Raw genomic sequence first — 20,607 nt, forward strand, 5'->3', positions numbered from 1 at the left:
TTACACCTGAATCGGCAAATCATCCTGGCGATGCTTACCGGGTTTGGCGCGCTGTTGAAGCGACGCATCAATCGACAAATAATAATCAACCCCATCCACTGCAGTGCGACTGAGTTTGTGCTCATAAATCAGATAATTAAGGTGGGCTACACACTCACCCATTGCCATCATCATTAATGAATTATCCAGCTCACGCTTAAAGAGCACGGGCAATAACTGGTGGGCTGTTTTGGCTTCAACACAGGCCTCTTCCAGAGCCAATAAATGATCCTGATGGTGAGCCATCAAATACTCCACCCGCGTCTGAATCCCCACAAAGGGTGTGTTGTGAGCGGGTAACACCAGAGTGTCCGCTGGAAAATCCATAAACCGCTGTAAAGAGTTTAGCCATTGCAGTAAGGGGTTGGCCTCAGGCTCACTAGGCATAACACTGACGTTAGAGGTAATTTTGGGAATAATCTGGTCGCCGGACAGCATTACACCCAGTGCCTCACAATACAGGCAGGCATGCTCGGGGGAATGCCCACTGCCAATCACCACCCGCCACTGCTGCTGGGCAATCGTGAGCACATCGCCTTCTTGCAGGCGCTGAAATGAACTGGGGATCGGCTCTACAATACCGGCATAGCCCTTAAAATCCCGTTTCATCGTGATAAAAAAATCATCCGCAAGACCAACCCGCCGATAATATTGCTGCGTACTCCAGGTTAAATGCTCCGCACTAAAACTGGCAAAGAAATGCGCTTGGTAATACTCGGCATGGGTCATCAATAAGGGCACCTGAAAACGATCACAAAGCCAGCCTGCCTGCCCCACATGATCAGGATGCATATGAGTGACGATAACCCCTTTAATCGGCTTGTCCTTTAAACTGTGGTCAAAGACCTCTTGCCAGTAGTCTTTGACCTTACCCCATTTCATTCCAGTATCAACAATCCACCAACCGTCGTCATCCTCTAGTAAATAGAGATTAATATGATCCAGCGCCATCGGCAGGGGCATTCGCAGCCAATAAACACCGGGGGCGACCTCAAGGGTAGCGCCAAACTCAGGAGGCTTTTCAAAGGGGTACTGCAGATCTGTCATAGACTGACTCAAGGGGTAACACCGAGGGGTTTAAAGGGCTAGCCGGACTTCAAACTGATGCTTGGAACCTTCAAGCCTCCAATCACCAATAGCGACACTATAACCCTGGGCCTTAATGGTGCGCCCTAAATCAAACAAATAAGCCAAATCAGCATTGCTATGACACAACTTCATCATCTGCTTGCCGATACGGGTTAGCTTGGTAACAGAAAGCGATAGGGATTTATTGGCGAGGCTGTGCTCAATTTGCAGAGCTTTATTTTGACAGGGCAACAAAAGTCGAAATTGCTCATTGGAATGACTGGCCAGGCTCACGGTGGTTGCCGCTGACGATAGTAAGCCCAGATCTTCCATAATCTCAAACATGCCCTGGTGAAAATCGGTACTCAAATAGGCACCGGGGCCACAGAAGATAAAATCCGGAAAGGCGTATTTGGAAGCTATCTTAACCACCTCAAGATCATCAACGCTAAGCTGCAATAATGCGGCCATCACGCCCAGATTAAAACTACCGGGTTGGGCAACTTCCAGTATCAGAGCTCTGGCCCACAATACTTGAAGCTCAGGGTTAAACACATTTTCAGCAGACTCACGCCAGCGGGTCATCCACTCGGCATTCACCGGCTGATGACTAACCGGCTGGGGCTCACTGAGCAATATCTCACTTTCACATAAAATGGCTATTTTCCTGAGGTTTAGGGAGCGCTCGAGATCGCGAACGCTCAACTCCTTAACCACCGACCGTATCATCGCAGCGGGGCTATCCAGACCAATATCAAGACCCTGCTCAATGGCAGAGTTTTCAATGATTTTATGGGTGGCGACAAGATCTACCGAAGGGGTATCTACCAGATTGCCATTGTCATCCAGGCGCTTCTTACCGGTATGTATGCCATTGAGCTCCTGTTCAGCCTGCAATATGGCAGCCATTTCAATTTGACGGACATGCTCCCGATCCCGATGTTCACGGCGGATTTGCCCAGGGCTCATCAAACCGCCAGCGTCACCGTCAAACAGGCACTGCCAGAGCTTATCAAGCCACTGTGTATGGTGGGCAAGCTGCCTTGGGGCCTGAGAAATATCTGCTTGAGTCATCATTTGGGTTAACCGGGTCTTAAAATCACTTTTAAGCGCCATTAAAGCCTTATCTATGTGCTTTACTTCATTATTATCAATGACAATATACGCTTGATTCAAATAATAGTCATATTTATTAAGAATCCAAGCAAATAGGCCAGAGTTAGCTAAACTTAGCTTTAAATATTACTAAATGCTATATAGGCCAACAAATGATGGGCCAATAAGGGGCTATCTTGGTCATAGCAGCTAAATTTCACCCGCAGATGAAGTTTAGGTCTTTTCGCAAGAGTGACTAGTAACTTATTGTATTATAGTGAATAATCGGTTCCGCAAAGGCCAAAGCTCAGGATCCACCTATCCTGCGGACATTTGACTGATAATAACTACTAACGATAGACAGGCGAAGTGCTGCGTTGTCACCATGCAACAAGCACGTGTAATAGCCCTTAAGACAGGCACACAAGTAGACCATGCATAAGCCAAGCCCTCTAATTAGCCGCTATTTATGCCTTTTGGTATTGATGACGGCTCCAGCGCTGGCTAATGAAGACATCGTCTCCCGTGAATATAAAATCAAAGCGGCCTACCTGTATAACCTGATCAAGTTTGTTAACTGGCCTGAATCAGAGGCCTTATCACAATCCACCACCAATATTTGTGTTTTTGGCGACAACCCTTTTGACGGCCACCTGAATAAATTATCCAGCCGAAAAGCCAAAGGCCGTGATATCCAGATTACCTATTTACAGCCGCAACAGGATAATGCGGCTTGCCATATCCTTTTTATACCCAGATCCGCTTCAGCTGAAATCGCCAAGCATGATAAAACCAAGCCACAATTACTCACGGTAGGAGAAGATAAGCAGTTTCTCGAAGAAGGCGGCCTGATTAGTCTTGTTGTCGCCAACAATAACGTTCAACTCCAGATCAATCTGACCAAGGCAAAAGAACTTGGCTTTGAGATCAGCGGCAATTTGTTAGAAATTGCCAAAGTTGTTAAGTAGGAAGATGGTATAACGATGCCGATTTCCTCGCAGCCATTCAGAGATTTACCCATCGCAAAAAAGCTAACGCTGTTTTGCGTGATTATCAGCCTGGTCAGCTTGATCGTGGCCATGATAGCCATTATTTTTTATGACCGTTACAGCTTTGAAGATATCCTTAAAAATGAGCTAGTGGTGCTAGCGTCGGTTATCAGTAACCGCAGTTCAGCCGCCATTGTGTTTGATGATAGTGAGCTGGCTGGCAACAACCTGAAAAGCCTGTCATTCCAAAAAGCCATTGTCGCCGCCTGTATCTATAAATTCGACGACAACGAACCAGAGTCAGGTATTACCACTCGACTGGCAAGCTTTCCCAACAACTCGGTTAACTGCCCAACCTATACACCCACAGACACATTTTTAATTGATTCAGTGGATAATCAGTATATCGAGCTGATCCAACCCATCATGCTCGACAACAGCATTATTGGTTATCTCTACCTGCAATCTAACACCAAAAACCTGCAAGACCGGCAAACCAATCACGTCTATGTGATGTTGATTGTTTCTTTATTTGCGGTACTGATTGCCTTTTGGTTGGCCAATATATTTGCTCGCTGGATATCCGGCCCCCTACTATCACTTGGCTTAACTGCACAGTCTATTGCTGAAGAAGATGATTATTCACGCAGAGCCGACAAACACCACAATGACGAAGTGGGACGCGTGGTAGATTCCTTTAACCTGATGCTCGATGTTATTGAGCGTGAAGATGCAGACTTAAGAGAGAGCGAAGAGAAATTCCGCCTGATTAGCGCCTCATCAAAAGTCGGTATCTTTCAGCTAGATACTCAAGGCAATATTGTTTATGCCAACGATGAGTTATCACAAATCACCGGCCTGTCGAATAACACCATTATTGAACAGAACTGGCTATCGGTTATTCATGATGATGATAGATCGGTTATCGAAAATAGCTGGCAATCGATGCTATCTAACAACCAGGCTATCAATATTAATTGCCGCCTGCAAAATGGCAGCATTAAATGGATTAGCGGCCACGTGGGATTACTCACCAGCAATGACGCCCAGGTACTTGGCTACCTTGGCACGATCAATGATATTACTGAGATCAAAAACGCACAGGTTCAACTTGAGCAAATGGCGTTTTATGACACCCTGACGGGCCTGGCTAACCGACGCCTGTTTAGAAACCGCTTGGAACATGTGATAAGCAACCTCAAGCGAGAAGGTAATAGCCTGGGCTTGATCTTGCTCGATCTCGATAATTTTAAAAACATTAACGATTCATTGGGGCATGATTCCGGTGACGCCCTACTCACTCTTATTGCTGAACGTTTACAGGAATGTGTTCGTGCCAGCGACACAGTAGCCAGACTAGGTGGTGATGAATTTGCCATTATACTGCCGGGCATCAGTAGTTCACTGGCTGCATCTCATGTTGCTGAAAAAATTATCGACACACTGAAAAGACCTATCGCACTCAACGAAACAGAAATTCGCATTACCGCCAGCGCTGGTATTTCGATGGCACCCGAAGATAGTAACAGCGCCGAAGAACTGATTAAAAATGCCGACCTTGCGCTCTACCGTGCCAAAGATCAGGGTCGGGATAATTACCAATTTTTCACCTCAGAGATGAATACCCAGCTGATCAACCACTTGCAGCTTATTCAGGACTTAAGAAAAGCTCTGGAGGCCAGAGAGTTTCATCTGGTTTACCAACCACAGATTGATATCAAGCAAGGCCAGCTGATTGGTTTTGAAGCTTTGATACGCTGGCAAAATTCTGAACGCGGTTTTGTCAGCCCCATGGACTTTATCCCCGCCGCAGAAGAGACCGGCTTAATTATTCCACTGGGTCGATGGGTCATTTCCGAAGCTTGTCGACAGCTAAGGCATATGTGCGATAACGGCTTAGTCGGTGATAACGTCGTTATGACCGTCAATCTGTCCGTTTTACAATTCCAGGATGATGAATTAATCAGCTTTATACAATCGAACCTGAAAGAATATCAATTAAAACCGGGACAGTTTGAAATAGAATTAACAGAAACCGTGTTAATGGAGAACCTGGATGATGCCCTAATCAAACTTGAGGCATTAAAGGCGCTGGGGATTTTAATTTCTATTGACGACTTTGGCACCGGTTATTCTTCTTTGGGCTATCTAAAACGCCTGCCTGTTAATATCGTTAAAGTAGATCGCTCCTTTGTGATGGATATCCCTCAGGACAAAGATGATATGGCTATTACCGCCGCTGTTATTGCCATGGCACACAAACTTAACTACCAAGTGGTTGCCGAAGGTGTTGAAACTGAAGAGCAATTACAATTCCTTGAGTCCTGTCAATGTGATTACGGTCAAGGCTATTACTTTAGCCGTCCATTGCCAGCCTCTGACCTCGAGGAATTCTGCAACGACTTTAACCTCGAATCCATACGCAACGCTTCCGCCAGCTAACAGGCAAGCAATGAGCCATTTACGATGAGCATTCAATGGTTTCCCGGCCATATGAACAAGGCCCGCAAACAGGTTGAGGAAATACTTCCTCAGATACACCTGATTATTGAAGTGCTTGACGCCCGCATTCCCTTTAGCAGTGAAAACCCCATGATCGCCAAATTGCGTGGCGACAAACCCTGCATCAAAGTATTAACAAAAAGTGATTTGGCCGACCCGGCACTGACCAAACAATGGATCACTTATCTGGATCAAAAGCAAGGCGTTAAGGCGCTGGCACTCACCACTCAACAACCTGAAAAAACTCAAAGCCTGATTGATCTCTGCCGTAAAATATTGCCCGAACGGGATAAAGGCCACAACGATATACACGTAATGATTATGGGTATACCCAATGTGGGTAAATCTACCCTGATCAATACCCTCGCCGGTAAAACCATTGCCAAGACGGGGAACGAGCCTGCCGTTACCAAAGGCCAGCAACGTATCAATTTACGCAATGGCATTATGCTATTTGATACACCTGGAATGCTGTGGCCCAAAGTAGAAAGCGAACAAGGTAGCTACCGGCTGGCAACTACCGGCGCAATAAAGGATACCGCTATGAGCTATGACGATGTGGCTTTTTTTGCCGCTGACTTTTTGCTTAAGCATTACCCTGAATTACTAAAGAAGCGCTACCAGCTAGATAACCTGCCTGACACCGAACTTGAGTTTCTAGAAATTATCGGGAAAAAACGCGGCTGCTTACGCTCAGGAGGAAAGGTAGATCTGGAAAAAATATCAACGATTTTATTACACGAACTTAGAGCCGGTACACTTGGGCGTATCACTCTGGAAACACCGGAACAAACCGAGCGGGAAACCGTTATTGTAGAGCAACAGATAGAAGCCAGAGCAGCAAAAAAAGCTGCACGAAAAAAGAATAGAAAAAAAGGCGGGCATTAACCTCTATTCAATCCTTGTAATAGTGCCTATTGCATGCCACCTCACTAACGATAGGTAATCACCCTTTGCTTCTGTTCGTTAGAAAGCAACATTAACAACGGGGCAAGCCGCTCTAGCGCAACATCCAAGCAAGGAATAACCTCACTTTGCTGACCAGCCTCAATTTTAGCCAGCAAGGTATCAATCGATAAGGTGTCTCTGGCAGCCTGCGCCTGCAAGGCTTGATACTCCTGCATCGTCATTTGTGACATCTGGCTGCTACCACGGCGTGAGGCCTTCAACAATGCCTGCTCAGAGATATCCAACAAGGTCTCAACATCCGAAACACTATTATCTTCCACCACACAGATGCCAACAGAGACTGTTATCTTCATCCGCTTGCCGTCCAACTTGGCCCTAAAGGCCTCTACCTTCTGACAAATGCGGTCAGCTAACTCCAGCGCATTTTCACCCTGTGCCAAAGGCATACTCACAGTAAAAGCAGCGACACCGGTACGGGCTATAGTGTCCTCTTTCCTAACCGTATCGTTTAACACCCTGGCAACCTTCTTGATAATTGCCTCTGTTCCAGCGCGGCCAATACGAATAAACAAATCTTTAAAACCATCGACCTGAATCGACATCACCGTCATGCTGGAGTTATGGCGTGCAACAAAGGCCACCTCCTTCTCCAGCTGGCGATACAAACCTTTGGCATTCATTAAGCCGGTTAAAACATCGAGGGTAGTATGTTCCTGTAACTGCTTATTCGCCTGATGATATTTGGCATAGGAGATCGCTCTGGCTTTAATCGCCATACCATCAAAAGGCTTGGTAATAAAATCAGTAGCACCCAGACTAATTGCCTTCTGCTTGGCAACCTCCGGGTTATCTGCTCCAGTAGCGACAATGACAGGCAGGTTACTGATAGCCTGACGATTACTGGTTCTAATCAGCTTTAACAGCTCAAAACCATCCATCTCTGGCATGACCAAATCGGTAAATACCACCTGAATATCCGGGTCGCGCTGGATAATATCCCAGCCATCAGCACCGTCAACACCCAGCACAACATCAAAATCATCGCCAAACATCTTGCTGGCAGCAATTCGAATCAGCCTGGAGTCATCTATCACCAATACACGTATTTTGGCGGGTTTGGTCTTTGCGAGCATAACAGAGCCTGCTAAAAGGTTAATTTCTGACTTTAATATAGCCAATGTGACAATATTTTGAGTGGTAGAAAGCCCATAAATGCGAAATATTGACGAACAATGTGACTAATGGCAAAAAATTACGGATCAGCGGGGCAAAAAGCCGCGGAAGCAGCGATCACGCCACTGACAAATACCCCCTCGATACGGCCAGAATTGATAGGCCGCCCCTAAAAACTCAGTTATGATATGGACCCAATAACAAAAAGCACTACCCTCTATGAAAACGCTACACAAACTCATTGCCATCGAAACCGGTGAAGAGTTTGAACTCAACCAGCATAAACTCAGTATTGGCCGAGATAAGAACTCGGATATCGTACTGCGCCACGGCTACCCCTCCCGCTACCACGCCACACTCACCATTATTGGCAATGTCATCACTCTGGAGGACCTCGGCTCAACCAACGGTACCTGCGTCAACAATATTAAGATTTATAAGCCAACCATTGTGCATGAAGGTGATGTTATCCAGTTTGATAGCATTGGCTATCACCTGGTTTCTAATGAAACCGAAGAAAGCACCGTACTAATGAAAAACCTTAAACCGGCCAATGCAGTGGAAGAGGAATCTTCTGTCGTCATTATCGGCGGTTTTTCTACCAATGATGATACGGCCGTCAGGGAAGCCTACCCATTGCCTGCTAGCTGGTCACTGCAAGATGAAGGCGGCATAGGTTCTACTCAGGAGATTGATCGCTACCCTATGCAGGTGATTGACGGCCTGATTGCCAATAACCTGCCGGATAAAGAGAGTTTATCAGCCGTACTGGTCGTGACCTCAGGCAAACATGAAACGCGGTTGATAGGGCTTTCATTAAATAATAAAGAACAACTGTGGACCATAGGACGTTCGGGCAGGCATCCTATTGTGCTAACGGATGCCAGCATTTCATCAACCCATGCCTGTGTTTTTTACAATCAGGGACGCTGGGGCATCAGTGATGAAAGGTCAAAAAACGGGACTGCCGTTAACGATATTACTATCAATGAATCCCCGTTAATGAGTAGCGACAAAATCACTCTCGGCCAGGTCAACCTTGTATTTAGGATTCTGGCTCACTAAGCCGGCTAGCTGCGTTTTTCTGGCGGCAGCGACATGCTCTTAACATCACACAAGCCCAATTGCGCCTCTAACTCACCGTGGGCCAGCTTATCCCATGGGGCTGGAAATTTTTGCGCAAAGGCACAGGCTAATAATCCAAAAGCCGGCCACAAGAGATACACCCATAAATCCCCCACACCGATAGATAGATTAATGCGACGATCAGTGTAGGGTTATGGGCCAGGCCCACTTTTTTCATATTCCACTCATAAATATTATGGTCAGGTGATACATAACGGTCCCAATAGAAGAAATGCAATGGGCCATTCGACATGGAAACCAACAGATAAGTAAACAGAGCAATTAACCAGGTGCGGTCAATAAAACTCTCACCGATAGCCCAAAACGATAAAAACAGCTGTGCCTCGCTCAGCCCCCAAACAACGCCCAGTACCAAGGTAGACAATGGGTAGAGCTTACGGTTATAGGTAACTGTTCCCTTAGGCCAGATATATAAATAACCGAATAAAACAACAGCCCAACCAACGACCATAAAGGCCTGCCAGGAAAGCTCTGTCAGATGCTCCGGGTTCAGCAATGGACTGCTTAACAACACCGGCAGTACACCAGTAGCCCAGCTGATAATCCAGCAGGCACTAAAATATATCCAGGCCCGCAGCCAGGCTAATTTAGCATCATAGACTCGGGTATCTTTACCTCTGCCTGCCAGAAGTAACAGGATGGCTAACACCACCACCAAGCCCATCAATCCATAAATAAAACTATCGAGCCAGGGAATATTAGGTGTATTGGCAAATAGCTTGTCAGTTGGCACGGAGACGCTCCTGTTGAGTCATAGAGATAAAGGGATACAGTCAGCCGTGGTCTCGTTATTGTAATCGTTATAAACGGGCTTTAAAGACTGCCTTTAAGTCAGTCTATCGTATTGCAGGGATGGATTATAGCCTGTTGCACGGATGGCGGGAGACACTGGCAGGTACAGCGAATTAACAGCAAGTAGATAACGGCTCAGGAACGCGTTGCAAGCTTGTAACGGCTATCATTTAAGCGCTGATACCTGGCCTTGGCTTGATTGAAACGGTAATTAACACAGGCAATCAGTATGGTGGCTGCTAACAGCAGTAATAGGATATTTAGTAGTAATGTGAACATAGCAAAACAACACCCTGAGCACCGTTATGGTTTAAACCCAGCATAAGCATCAAGCCAAATAATGGCTGTGAATAATTACCGGCCGAGAATGTCAATAAGCACTATGCAGACTGCCTCTGTAACCTGGCCCGCACCAGCTTGACCCCACGGGGGTAACAAAAAGACGTAATATCACAACGCTCACTGGACTTTAGCTGGCGTGTATTCTTATCGTAGACCCGCTCTACCATCCACCCGGCAATTTGATCACCGACGCATTTGGTACTCATAATCCATGCATTGCTCTGGCTGTTATCGCCATCTAATGAGGGGGTTTTTCTAGAGTTATGTCGCTTTGCCATCGACTCTGCCTCCGCTATTTATCGAGTAATCATCAAGGAATCACTAACACTGTTACTGAGTAAAAATAGAGCGAATTTAAGCCGCTGGGTAGTGAAACATTCAGTCTTATCTGCCTTTTGTGATGCATAGCTCATAACGGTTCTAATCCATGTCTCACAAACGGAGGGATTGGCAGTATTACCTCTCTGAAAACCCGTCACAGACGTCGAAACATTGCTATATTAAAGAGAGCCTAAATACAGCAGCAAGAGCCGACCACAGCCAATCATGAACGATAAGCCACCCAAGCCAGCTAAACCTCAGCCCCAAAAAAGCTATGAGGAAAATGCGCAAGACCACCAGGGTATGCTGGATGCCGCAGCAGCTGTGCCGATCAAAAATTATTCCGATTATGAAATCACTCTGGAAACCAAAGATGAATACAGTGATGCGCTCTTTGCCAGTGAAAGCGAGCTGGATAGCGCGCTATTGGATAGCGCCTCAAGCCAGACTGAAGAAAAGCCCAACGCTCAATCCGACAAAGCCCCAGAGCTTGAGGCAGCAGTAGCAACTATCGACTTTACCGGCCTGCTTAGCCAACAATCCCGTGACGGCGGATTCAGCCAAAACACAAATACTCACAGCGGCAAACTCAGCATTATCAATAACACCCTTAATGACTCCCCTGCCCGCAAAACCATTGCAGCCACTGATGCCTCAAGCGCCTTTCAGGCAACACTCGATAAGATAGCCACAACCATTGCCCAGGAAGAACAGCAGGCTATAGAAGCAAAAAACAAAGCACTGGAACCCACACCAGAACCCATTAGCGAGGGTGGAAAACTGTCCACTATCACGCAAAAACTCAAAGCCAAAGGCAAAGCACTGTCAAAAAAAGGCCTGGCTAAAGTGGACCAATCCAAAGCAGGTCTTGACGAATACCTTGGCCGAACCTTACCCGACCGAACCCTGGCACTGGAATTTATTCTGCCGACACTAAAAAATAAAAAGGATAGCGAAGAATTATTCACCGAGCAGGCGATTGAAAAACTCTTTTATAGCAAAGGCAAACCACTGGCGACCATCCTAACCAGGGCCGAGCAGGAACTGGCCAAACTAGCCAAAACGCCCTTGGCCAATAACAAGCGGCTGGCTTTACTCAATGCCTACCTAAACCCCTTAAGCGAAAAAACCAAATCGCTGATCGCCATGATCGAGCGTAAACCTTCTATCTATGAAGATGAAAAACGCTCATCAATGGTAGACAGCTCGCTTGGCTGCCTCAAACAGTTAATCACGGGTTATAAACAAATTTATGCAGACCTTTATGAATCTGCCAATGTGGTTTATGGCCCGCAGCGCAAAACCGCCAACCAAGTAGCCTTTACCCTTTTTGATTGCCTGCATCTTGAACAATTGTTATCACTTGCCCTACATAGCACAATCCCCGCCGCCTCGCTAAAAACATGCAGCAAGCTGTATCATATTCTATCCCACTATGAACCCCAGCAATTAACCGCTGAATGCGAGGCTTATTCACTGGGCGGGACAGCAACTATTGATACCTTGTTTATTCGCTACCAAATCCTGGCCAGCTTTGACCATCTTTCCATCTCAACCTCGCAACAGCGTTTGCTACATGCTTATCTGCAACAGCACTACCGGTTGGTAAAGATAGTGCCCTATGCCATCAGTTCACGACTACCAAGTCTAATGACAGGCCAGCAACTTCTTGCAATAAGCCATGATAACGGCAACGCAGCGCTGATCCAGCACAGCGCCAGACTAGAAATTGAGGCGGCACAACACGCCCCTGTCTTCCTATTAATCCAGCCTCTATTTAATCAAATAAAAGCGGACTATGTAGAAGCCTTGAAACTAACGATCAACCAACGATCACAACACAGCTCTGCTGCTTTGGCAAAAAGTAGCATGCAAGCAGTATTAAGCTTACTTAGTCCGTTAAATCTTAGTATCAGGTTATTAGAAAAAGGCTTAAGTTCGCCGACCTATACACTCTATCGACCGATTGAACTTAAAGCCTATAGTGGTATAGAACAAATTATTCGCTACACGCTATATGACTATGCCCTACAACAAAAAGGCCCTCAGCATAAAGGCCAACCCAGCAAGGATTTACCGGTAAAGCCACCAGCCAGTAAAAGCCAGTGGCAGTGTGCAATGGAAGATGAGGAGACTATTTACCTGCAAACCAGCGAGTGCAAACTCGGTATACCCATCGATATAGGATATTTAGTTGAACTGATTAAAACCGTTGACGTTGAATCCGATAACGAAGAGGATAAAACCAGTACCGAGCATCTGCTATGCTCTATTGTGAAACTAGAACGCATCAGCCAGGGTAAGATCTTATTCGTCGCAAAAATTATCAGCCGTGAGTTTACAGCTATCGAACTATCGAACAGCGACAACGACTCTACTTCTGAAGCCATTATTGCCCACAAACAACAACAGTCACTACTGATCCGCGACAGCCAGGCTGTCCACCACAGTCAACAGACCACCACGATTACATTCCCTAACCAGCAAAAGGCAGTGATCGCAGTCGCTGGACTTAGCGATTCATCCAGAGAACTACAAATATTCTCTCTGCTATAAGCGACAGTAGTACTAGCCGGTCACAGATTGCTCGTGATCAATTTCTCAGAACGACACTCAAGCCAACAACGGCACGGTTTTTTGCTAGTGGGCATGCCGCCTACTGTGCATAATTACCCTTCTACAAACGGATCAAAGGACAGAGTTATGAAACTTATTTTTTCACAGAATAGTATTTTTCATCTGTATCGATTAGGTTTAGTGGTTACAGGAATTACACAAAAGAAATACCGCTTACGCAATGACGAAGAAATGAAATCACTAATACGCTATTGCAATCGCTCGGATAACACCAGTGTCTGCAAGCAGTATGATGCCTTTCTGCATTCACTGGAGCCTGAAATGCTCACCGAGATTGAGTTGTTGACTGGCAGCTTATTTGAAGAAACTAAAATACGACTGGTCGGTTAGGCATAAAAAAGCAGGGTTTAAAAACCCTGCTTTTATTGAGCACTACTTAGTGATTAACCAGCGCCGGAAATCGCCTTAATTTCCAGAAAATCAATAAAACCATGCTCGCCCCACTCACGGCCATTGCCCGACTGCTTAAAGCCACCAAAAGGCGTATTTAAATCGCCGGACACACCGTTCACATTGATATTACCCGCACGTATTTTTGCTGCCACAGAGCGTACTTTTTCCATATTATCGCCCTGTATATAACCCGCGAGGCCATAAGGGGTATCGTTGGCAATAGCAATCGCCTCTTCTTCACTGTTATAAGGCAAAATCGCCATAACCGGGCCAAAGATTTCTTCTTGGGCAATAGTCATTTCATTATTAACATTGGAAAAAATTGTCGGCTTAACAAAATAACCTTTATCGAGACCATCTGGCAAACCTGTACCACCGGTCACCAACGTTGCGCCCTCATCAATACCTGTTTGAATTAAGCTCTGGATTTTATTAAATTGCACATCGCTGACCACAGGCCCCATCGTAGTTGTCTCTGCCTTGGGGTCACCCACCACCACGGCGTCTGCCACTCTGGCTGCAATCTCGGCTGCAGCTTCCATCTTATCCGCTGGTACCAGCATTCTTGAAGGTGCATTGCAGGACTGACCGGTATTCATAAACATCGTCATGGTACTACGAGTCACGGCCGCCTCAAGGTCAACATCATCCAGAACAATATTGGGGGACTTGCCACCCAGTTCCTGGGTAACTCGTTTAACGGTAGGTGCTGCATTTTGAGCCACTAAAGCCCCTGCCCGCGTAGAACCGGTAAAGGACATCATATCCACTTCGGGATGTGAAGAAAGCGCAGTACCCACGCCTGGCCCATCGCCATTAATCATATTGTAGACACCGGCTGGCACACCGGCCTCTTCCATAATCTTACTAAAGATATAGCCGCACATCGGCGCTACTTCTGAGGGTTTTAATATCACCGTACAGCCAACCGCCAAAGCCGGTGCCACCTTACAGGTAATTTGGTTAACCGGCCAATTCCAGGGGGTAATTAAGCCGCAGACACCAATGGGTTCTTTAACAATCATTGAGTGGCCAGCGGTACCCTCAAACTCATAATTCTTTAAGACTTCCAGCGCGGTACTTAAGTGACCAATACCTGAGGCAGCCTGAGCTTCTACTGCCAACTTGGTAGGAGCACCCATTTCTTCAGAAATCGCATCCGCCAAATCCTGATAGTTATTTTGGTAGGCTTCGCAGATAGCGGCTAATAACTCAATGCGCTCTTGACGACTGCTCTGACCAAAAGTAGCAAAGGCAGCTCTAGCTGCCTGAGCGGCTTTATCAACATCCGCTGCGGAGCCAATAGAAATTTTCCCACAAACCTGCTCTGTTGCCGGGTTGATAACATCCAACGATCTGGGCGTCACCGGATCGACCCACTCACCGTTGATATAAAATTGATCGTAAATTCGCATTGTTTGCTCTCCTTAAAAAGCGCCAGGTATAAAGTTCAGAATCAGTAGCATGACTATACGCGACCACCTCCCAACTCGATTCATTCTGCCTATTCTTAGTAATAGATAGTTAATAAAGGTTCCATCATTGTAATACAGCTTAGCTGATTAACGCTGCCGGTATTTAGCCTTGTTGTTTTTGCCAATCCGGTACAGCAAGCCTCTGGTCGACCGCCTTAGCCATGGAAATAAATACGCCAGGGTCAGCATCTTACCACTGATCAGCGGCATAGAGATTTCTACAGCTTCGCCCCGTGCGATAGCCACAACACTGGCAGCCACTTCTGCTGCGCTACTCATGGGTTGAGAATAGACAATATCCTCAACGGCATCGATATTGTCCATAATAAAGCCAGTATCAATGGGCCCCACCGATACCACACCTACATGAACACCGCTGCCCGCTAATTCGTCGCTCAGTGAGTAGGTAAATGCACGCAGGCCAGCTTTCGTGGCAGCATAGGTTGCAGCACCCTGCAGCGGTGCCCTCCCCGCCAATGACCCCACCATAACAATAGCGCCACCACCTGCGGCTTGAATTGAAGGCAATAGCTCTGCTGTTAGCTGTAACGGAGCCCTTAGATTAACATCGACCATCGCCGTAATTTCCATGGCGGTACGCGTCGTCATATCGCCGCGATGGTGCAAGCCAGCATTATTAACCAGAATATGAATAGCTCCGAAACGGCTGATACATTGCTCAGCCAGGGTGGCACAAGCCGCGGTATCGGCCACATCCATAACAATGGTTAACACCTCGGTTTTTTGGCCTAACTCTTCAGCAATAGCATCCAGCGCCGACTTACCGCGTGCAATCAACACCAACCTGGCACCCAGCTCAGCAAAGCTTCGGGCACAGGCAGCACCAACGCCGGCTGAGGCTCCGGTAATAACGACGGTTTTATCTTTAAACATAAGTCACTACACCCTGATATAAACAACAGCCTTACTGGGCCGCCACAGATAAAGACAATAAAGGTCGCTGCAAAACCTCCGGATAGGCCTTTATGAAAACGGCCAATTCCTCATTGCCAGAGTTGTTGAACAATAGCTTAGTTATGGCTTAAACAACAATCGTTACATTATTGGTATGGGTTAAAACTGAGTGATGGTCCCGTAATACGGATGGGCCCCTATGTTAAGCAATAGCTGGATCACGACACCAGGCAAAATGAACGGGGATCTATTGAGTCATAGCACAACAGTTGGCCTGGGATATGGAAGCGCTATTGATATATTGACAGCGGCCTTTGAGGCAAGCATCGTAAGTCTACTTGAAGCCAAGGAATTGGCAGTGACTCAGCTGTCAATTAACAACAATAAAGCCGTAGTCTGTACTGTGGTGAGGTTTTAAATTGGGTGGCAGTCCAACCAGCCACATCCCGGCACACGCGTTGATAACTACCGTTGCTCCCTTCCGGGCCTGGCGGAGTTCGCTATCTAACGTTGCGAGAGGACCGGAAGGACCACCATAACATCTTTGAAACGGAACTCAGGCTAACGTATAGCCCTGATTCAAAGGCCGCGTATTGTGCTCAAAATTAGCGGCCCTTGCAAGAGCATTTTAACGATATAGAAACACAAGCAACGCTATTGGTTAATAAACAGCCGACTACAGCGTTGCTGCTTCTGGTTGGGGGGGAAACTGCATCAAGATGGCTGTGACAATTTCATCCACATAGGCATCCCGCTCCTGCGGGGTACCATTATTCAGCCGTCTACCTGCAACCCCCGCCAAATCAGTTCACTACTGGCTGGCTCAATCACATCCAGCATAAAGGTGCCCTGTTTGTACTGGCGGACAGAAATATCGCGGCCATAACCGGCACCATAGCCATAGCAACCGTTCCAGCATGATGGATAGTAGCCATAGCTACTATGGAAGCTATTCACACTAAGCTTGGTTTCAGCGCTGACATGATAGGTAATAAAAAAGTCTGCCCCTTTATCACCCTCAGCTTTAACATAGCCCAAAGCCGCCAACTGCTGCTCTACAGCACGCCGCACACGCTTATTCATCAGGTCATTATCAACCAGGGGGTCAACCAGTAACTTTTGCTTGGGCTCCATCCAGGCATAGGTGCTTAAACGGTTAAAATCCCGCTCGGTATCGTAGTCGGTACTGACCTGAATACCGGTGCAGGCTGCCAGACTGGCAATTGCTAACAATAACGCCAACTTTACCCAAGTCGCCTTAACTCCATGAGACATTAAAGAATATTTATTCATGACATCACCTCTTTTAAGCCTTGATATTGCGATCCCTTCTATCGACAGAAGTCTATAAGCCAATACTATATACGTTATTGGACCATAACGGCCAATAAATCCTGATCAACAAGCCCTCGCAGTTACGCTTTATTGCATCACCAGGTAGAGAGCCATATTGCCGCGTTTAATCCGCAGCACCAATCGGCGCTGCGACATGCTCGCCGCCTGTTCTAAATCCGCCAAACCGGATACTACCCGGCGATTGGCGGATAAAATCACATCACCGGGGCGCAAACCGGAGCTAGCCGCTTTAGAGCCCTGCTCTATATCAACCACTTCAATCCCACCCTGCTTGGCTGGCTGCAGGGTTGCTCCCTGTAATAATGGGTGCACAGTGTCGCTGTTAGCCTGCTGCCCCAGTGCTTCACCAACCTGAGCGCTAATAAGCTTACTACGACCTTCGCGTAACACCGTCAGTTGTATCTCATCACCAATTCGACGCCGGCCAATTTCATTGCGCAACTCGGCACTGCTCTCAACCTTGCTACCATCGACGCTAATAACAATATCACCGGGCTGCAAGCCAGCTTTTTCGGCAGCAGAATCCAACTGTACCTCGGCAATCACCACACCGCGCTGCTGTTTATCCATATCAAAGGCCTCAGCCAATTCACGGGTTAAATCCTGAATAATAATACCCAATTGGCCACGCCGAACTTCACCATATTCTAAAATCTGGTCAATACTGGCCTTAGCCATATTGGTGGGGATAGCAAAACCGATACCCACATTACCCCCAGCGGGCGCCAAAATAGCCGTATTGATACCGACCAATTCACCCCTGAGATTAACCAGTGCGCCACCTGAGTTACCCGGGTTTATCGAGGCATCGGTTTGGATAAAGTTTTCATAGCCTTCAATCCCCAAACCACTTCTACCCAAGGCACTGACCACACCGGAGGTGACAGTCTGACCAAGGCCAAAGGGGTTGCCGATAGCAATCACAAAATCGCCAACCAGCAACTGATCAGAATCAGCTATGACTAGCTGCGTTAAATTTTCAAACTCTTCCAGCTTGAGCACTGCAATATCCACTTCAGGGTCCGAACCGATCAGCGTTGCTTTATAACTGCGGCCATCTTCCAGACCTACATAAATCTCATCAGCACCATCAATAACGTGATGATTGGTTACCACGGTACCCTTGGCAGCATTGATAATGACACCGGAACCCGCACTTTGCGTGCGCCGGGTTCGAGGAGCCTGCTGACCTTCAGGGATATTAAAGAAACGCCTAAAAAAGGGATCATTCAACAGAGGGTTTTGCCGCATAGTAAGAGTGGTATAAGTAGAAATATTCACCACCGAGGGATTAACCTCTTGTAGCAGCGGAGCCAGACTGGGTAGTTGTCTGCCTTCGCCATCAACAGCCGGCAAAACGGCCCAGAGAGACGGTGCGAAAAAAGTGATTATAAAGACCAGAGACAGGCGCTGGTAAAAAGCCGAAATCATTCACTACTCCTTGATACATCAGTGTTAAGCCAAAGTGACAGATAATGCTGCTTAGATACTATTTTAAGGACTTTACTCCCTATCGATAGAAAAAATGACTGGATATGATCAAGAAAGAGCTAAAAGATGGCTTAAGAATCACTGACAATAAAACTAAACCGGTGTTTTTAACATCACCACCATGGCGCGTGTGCAGCGGCGGAGGTAACCACCAATATTGACCAGCTTCGGTTCAAGAATAGTTTCAACCGTTAGGCCGGTAAGAAACACATGGGTAGACGTCAGCACCTCAGCCAGCGCCCTATCATCTAATTGGCACTCAGGAAATATTTCGCGAATACGCTGCCGCTGTTCAACTGCCTGATGGTCTGTTAACTGAGTCAGCGTTACTATTTCACGCTGACTGCGGGTAGCCATTAAAATTTCAATAGTGGCTAAATAGAGAGCGCTTTGATAGTGACGCCAGGATAGCACCACAAACAGATTGGCTCGAGCTTCCAACCGGCCTGACAACAAAGCATCATTGTCGACAAGCTGTAAAAATTCTGCATGGCAGCGTTGCAGCACCGCTTCAAACATGCGCGCCTTGGTACTAAAATGGTATTGCACAGTGCTTTGAGAAACTTCGGCCCACTCTGCAACCCGACGATTAGTCGCTGCAACAAAGCCCTGTTCGGTAATCAACGCAACCAGGGCATCTATAATCTTCTCTCGTGCACTGCCAGTATCAGCCTTTACCGCCTTTTTAATGGAAACAACATTGTTACTTCGAGACTTTGTCATAAGTACCCGGTCAAAAGTTCTACCAACAAGGAGCGGCTAAATTAATAAACCGATTTAGCCCGGTGTGCATACCAGCATTTTTTTAGGGGTAATACCGCCGATATAAAATTTACCCTGATGCTCAGCTGCCACACTGGAGGCAGAAAGATCATCCCCCAAACTGGTAAAGATGTCTACTGGTGCAGCCAAGCTACCATCATTTGCCATGGTATCCAGAGGGAGAATATACACTTGTGATGGCGCTGGCTTTTCACCCTGGCTGGCAAAGTGGCCAATCAAATCAATCACCTTGGGGTGGCCTGCAACCCAAACGGCGCCATCTACCGCAACATCAATATTGTCCACACCCATCTTCAGGTCAAAGCTTTGTAAAAAACTGAGTGCACCATTATTCACGTCACGTCGATAGACTTCCAGACTCTTACTTGATGTGCCGCCAATATAAAGTGTTTTGCCATCCTTGCTACTATTAATGCCACCCGAGGTTGGAAAACTATCAATCGCAACCGTAGCCCGGTCTTGATCAAAATACACAATGGTCGATATATCCATTAAGCCCATCATCTGCATACCGGTTTCAAAACCATTGGTAGCACCCGAGTCGTTGGCGATATAGAGTTGGTCCCAGCCCACCGCGACTAAATCATTGGGGGAAAAGAATAAGGGATCACGCAGCGTTTTTACAAAGTTTAAGGAATGATCAGCTGCAACATCAAATACCTCAATGGTCTCTTCCCCAGTCGCCCGATGGTTAATCACATAGAGCCGGCGGCGGCCATCCTCCGCCTGATAAAGACTGATACCGTGAGGTGAGAAGTCATCCATGCCCTGTAGCGGTTCCATCTCAAAGCGGTCTTTGGCCGCAGCCAAATCATAGACTGTAATCGTGCCGTTATTGTCACCGGAGCTGGCCGCCCCCAACCGATCTTTGGCCGAGATAAAGGCCACACCCGCCTGATGGTCTATTTCAATATCCTCTGCACTGCCTTCACCCCTTACCACCTCGCAGCTACCGGCAAAATGGGGCTCCACGGTGTCAAATCCATCCATTGCGTTATAGGACCAGAGGGAAAACAGGACAACAATAAGTAACAAAGACAGCAGGATTTTCTTCATGGGTTCAACCTATATTTTTTAACACGTTTTTTAACATTGTGTTTGAAAGTTAGCGGTTTTATACCGTATTGTCTGTTAGTCTACCAGCCTTCCGTCAACGGATGATTTAAGATTTATTAATAGCT

General features: G+C 46.8%; 17 protein-coding genes and 1 other RNA gene. 6 read left to right on the forward strand and 12 right to left on the reverse strand.

Annotated elements, in window-relative coordinates:
- Entirely contained in the window at positions 1 to 1,086 is a 1,086-nt protein-coding gene (locus BST96_RS17790; RefSeq protein WP_157118007.1) for an MBL fold metallo-hydrolase, read from the reverse strand.
- A 30-nt stretch (positions 1,087 to 1,116) separates the two neighbouring features.
- Positions 1,117 to 2,184: a DUF2806 domain-containing protein gene (locus BST96_RS17795; RefSeq protein ID WP_169714036.1), complete on the reverse strand. Its 1,068-nt coding sequence runs from the start codon at positions 2,182 to 2,184 to the stop codon at positions 1,117 to 1,119.
- Between the two features lie 452 nt (positions 2,185 to 2,636).
- Between BST96_RS17795 and BST96_RS17800 the strand changes: the two genes are divergently transcribed.
- The 3 genes from BST96_RS17800 to ylqF are packed head-to-tail and all read left to right on the forward strand — an operon-like array spanning position 2,637 to position 6,581.
- The gene (locus BST96_RS17800; RefSeq protein ID WP_085759991.1) at positions 2,637 to 3,170 is read left to right on the forward strand and encodes a YfiR family protein; all 534 of its coding nucleotides are present in this window, start codon (positions 2,637 to 2,639) and stop codon (positions 3,168 to 3,170) included.
- Positions 3,171 to 3,185: 15 nt separating this feature from the next.
- Positions 3,186 to 5,633 carry a bifunctional diguanylate cyclase/phosphodiesterase gene (locus tag BST96_RS17805; RefSeq protein ID WP_085759992.1) on the forward strand — a complete coding sequence of 816 codons (2,448 nt, stop codon included), beginning with the start codon at positions 3,186 to 3,188 and terminating at the stop codon, positions 5,631 to 5,633.
- A 24-nt stretch (positions 5,634 to 5,657) separates the two neighbouring features.
- Positions 5,658 to 6,581 (forward strand): ribosome biogenesis GTPase YlqF, encoded by a 924-nt coding sequence (ylqF, locus tag BST96_RS17810; protein WP_085759993.1) that lies wholly within the window; start codon positions 5,658 to 5,660, stop codon positions 6,579 to 6,581.
- A 44-nt stretch (positions 6,582 to 6,625) separates the two neighbouring features.
- Here ylqF and BST96_RS17815 read toward each other — a convergent pair whose 3' ends face one another.
- Positions 6,626 to 7,735 carry a GGDEF domain-containing protein gene (locus BST96_RS17815; RefSeq protein WP_085759994.1) on the reverse strand — a complete coding sequence of 370 codons (1,110 nt, stop codon included), beginning with the start codon at positions 7,733 to 7,735 and terminating at the stop codon, positions 6,626 to 6,628.
- A 259-nt stretch (positions 7,736 to 7,994) separates the two neighbouring features.
- On the opposite strand from BST96_RS17815, the gene BST96_RS17820 reads away from it, so the two are divergent.
- Complete coding sequence (locus tag BST96_RS17820) at positions 7,995 to 8,840, forward strand: FHA domain-containing protein (RefSeq protein WP_085759995.1); 846 nt, start codon at positions 7,995 to 7,997, stop codon at positions 8,838 to 8,840.
- Positions 8,841 to 8,967: 127 nt separating this feature from the next.
- On the opposite strand, the gene BST96_RS17825 is transcribed toward BST96_RS17820, so the two are convergent.
- Both BST96_RS17825 and BST96_RS17830 read right to left on the reverse strand, forming a co-directional pair.
- Entirely contained in the window at positions 8,968 to 9,654 is a 687-nt protein-coding gene (locus BST96_RS17825; protein WP_085759996.1) for a hypothetical protein, read from the reverse strand.
- A gap of 439 nt (positions 9,655 to 10,093) precedes the next feature.
- The gene (locus BST96_RS17830; RefSeq protein ID WP_085759997.1) at positions 10,094 to 10,333 is read right to left on the reverse strand and encodes a hypothetical protein; all 240 of its coding nucleotides are present in this window, start codon (positions 10,331 to 10,333) and stop codon (positions 10,094 to 10,096) included.
- Between the two features lie 268 nt (positions 10,334 to 10,601).
- Here BST96_RS17830 and BST96_RS17835 point away from each other — a divergent pair, with 268 nt between their 5' ends.
- Together BST96_RS17835 and BST96_RS17840 are read left to right on the forward strand one after the other, a co-directional pair.
- Entirely contained in the window at positions 10,602 to 12,932 is a 2,331-nt protein-coding gene (locus BST96_RS17835) for a hypothetical protein (RefSeq protein WP_085759998.1), read from the forward strand.
- Positions 12,933 to 13,079: 147 nt separating this feature from the next.
- A complete protein-coding gene (locus BST96_RS17840; protein WP_085759999.1) occupies positions 13,080 to 13,343 on the forward strand; it encodes a hypothetical protein in 264 nt (87 codons plus the stop codon).
- Positions 13,344 to 13,396: 53 nt separating this feature from the next.
- Here BST96_RS17840 and BST96_RS17845 read toward each other — a convergent pair whose 3' ends face one another.
- The 7 genes from BST96_RS17845 to BST96_RS17880 all read right to left on the reverse strand — a co-directional run bounded on the left by BST96_RS17845 (position 13,397) and on the right by BST96_RS17880 (position 20,482).
- Positions 13,397 to 14,821, reverse strand: a complete 1,425-nt coding sequence (locus tag BST96_RS17845; protein WP_085760000.1) for an aldehyde dehydrogenase family protein — start codon at positions 14,819 to 14,821, stop codon at positions 13,397 to 13,399.
- A 147-nt stretch (positions 14,822 to 14,968) separates the two neighbouring features.
- On the reverse strand, positions 14,969 to 15,775 hold the full coding sequence (locus BST96_RS17850) for an SDR family NAD(P)-dependent oxidoreductase (RefSeq protein WP_085760001.1): 807 nt from the start codon (positions 15,773 to 15,775) through the stop codon (positions 14,969 to 14,971).
- Between the two features lie 451 nt (positions 15,776 to 16,226).
- An RNA gene (ffs, locus tag BST96_RS17860) (signal recognition particle sRNA small type) lies at positions 16,227 to 16,323 on the reverse strand.
- Positions 16,324 to 16,570: 247 nt separating this feature from the next.
- On the reverse strand, positions 16,571 to 17,089 hold the full coding sequence (locus BST96_RS17865) for a DUF4136 domain-containing protein (protein ID WP_085760003.1): 519 nt from the start codon (positions 17,087 to 17,089) through the stop codon (positions 16,571 to 16,573).
- A gap of 129 nt (positions 17,090 to 17,218) precedes the next feature.
- Positions 17,219 to 18,583: a DegQ family serine endoprotease gene (locus BST96_RS17870; RefSeq protein WP_085760004.1), complete on the reverse strand. Its 1,365-nt coding sequence runs from the start codon at positions 18,581 to 18,583 to the stop codon at positions 17,219 to 17,221.
- Between the two features lie 153 nt (positions 18,584 to 18,736).
- A complete protein-coding gene (locus BST96_RS17875; RefSeq protein ID WP_085760005.1) occupies positions 18,737 to 19,366 on the reverse strand; it encodes a TetR/AcrR family transcriptional regulator in 630 nt (209 codons plus the stop codon).
- 54 nt (positions 19,367 to 19,420) lie between these two features.
- The gene (locus tag BST96_RS17880; protein WP_085760006.1) at positions 19,421 to 20,482 is read right to left on the reverse strand and encodes an SMP-30/gluconolactonase/LRE family protein; all 1,062 of its coding nucleotides are present in this window, start codon (positions 20,480 to 20,482) and stop codon (positions 19,421 to 19,423) included.
- Positions 20,483 to 20,607: the final 125 nt, after the last annotated feature.

Origin of the sequence: Oceanicoccus sagamiensis (assembly GCF_002117105.1) — a bacterium.
Classification (GTDB): domain Bacteria; phylum Pseudomonadota; class Gammaproteobacteria; order Pseudomonadales; family Dasaniaceae; genus Oceanicoccus; species Oceanicoccus sagamiensis.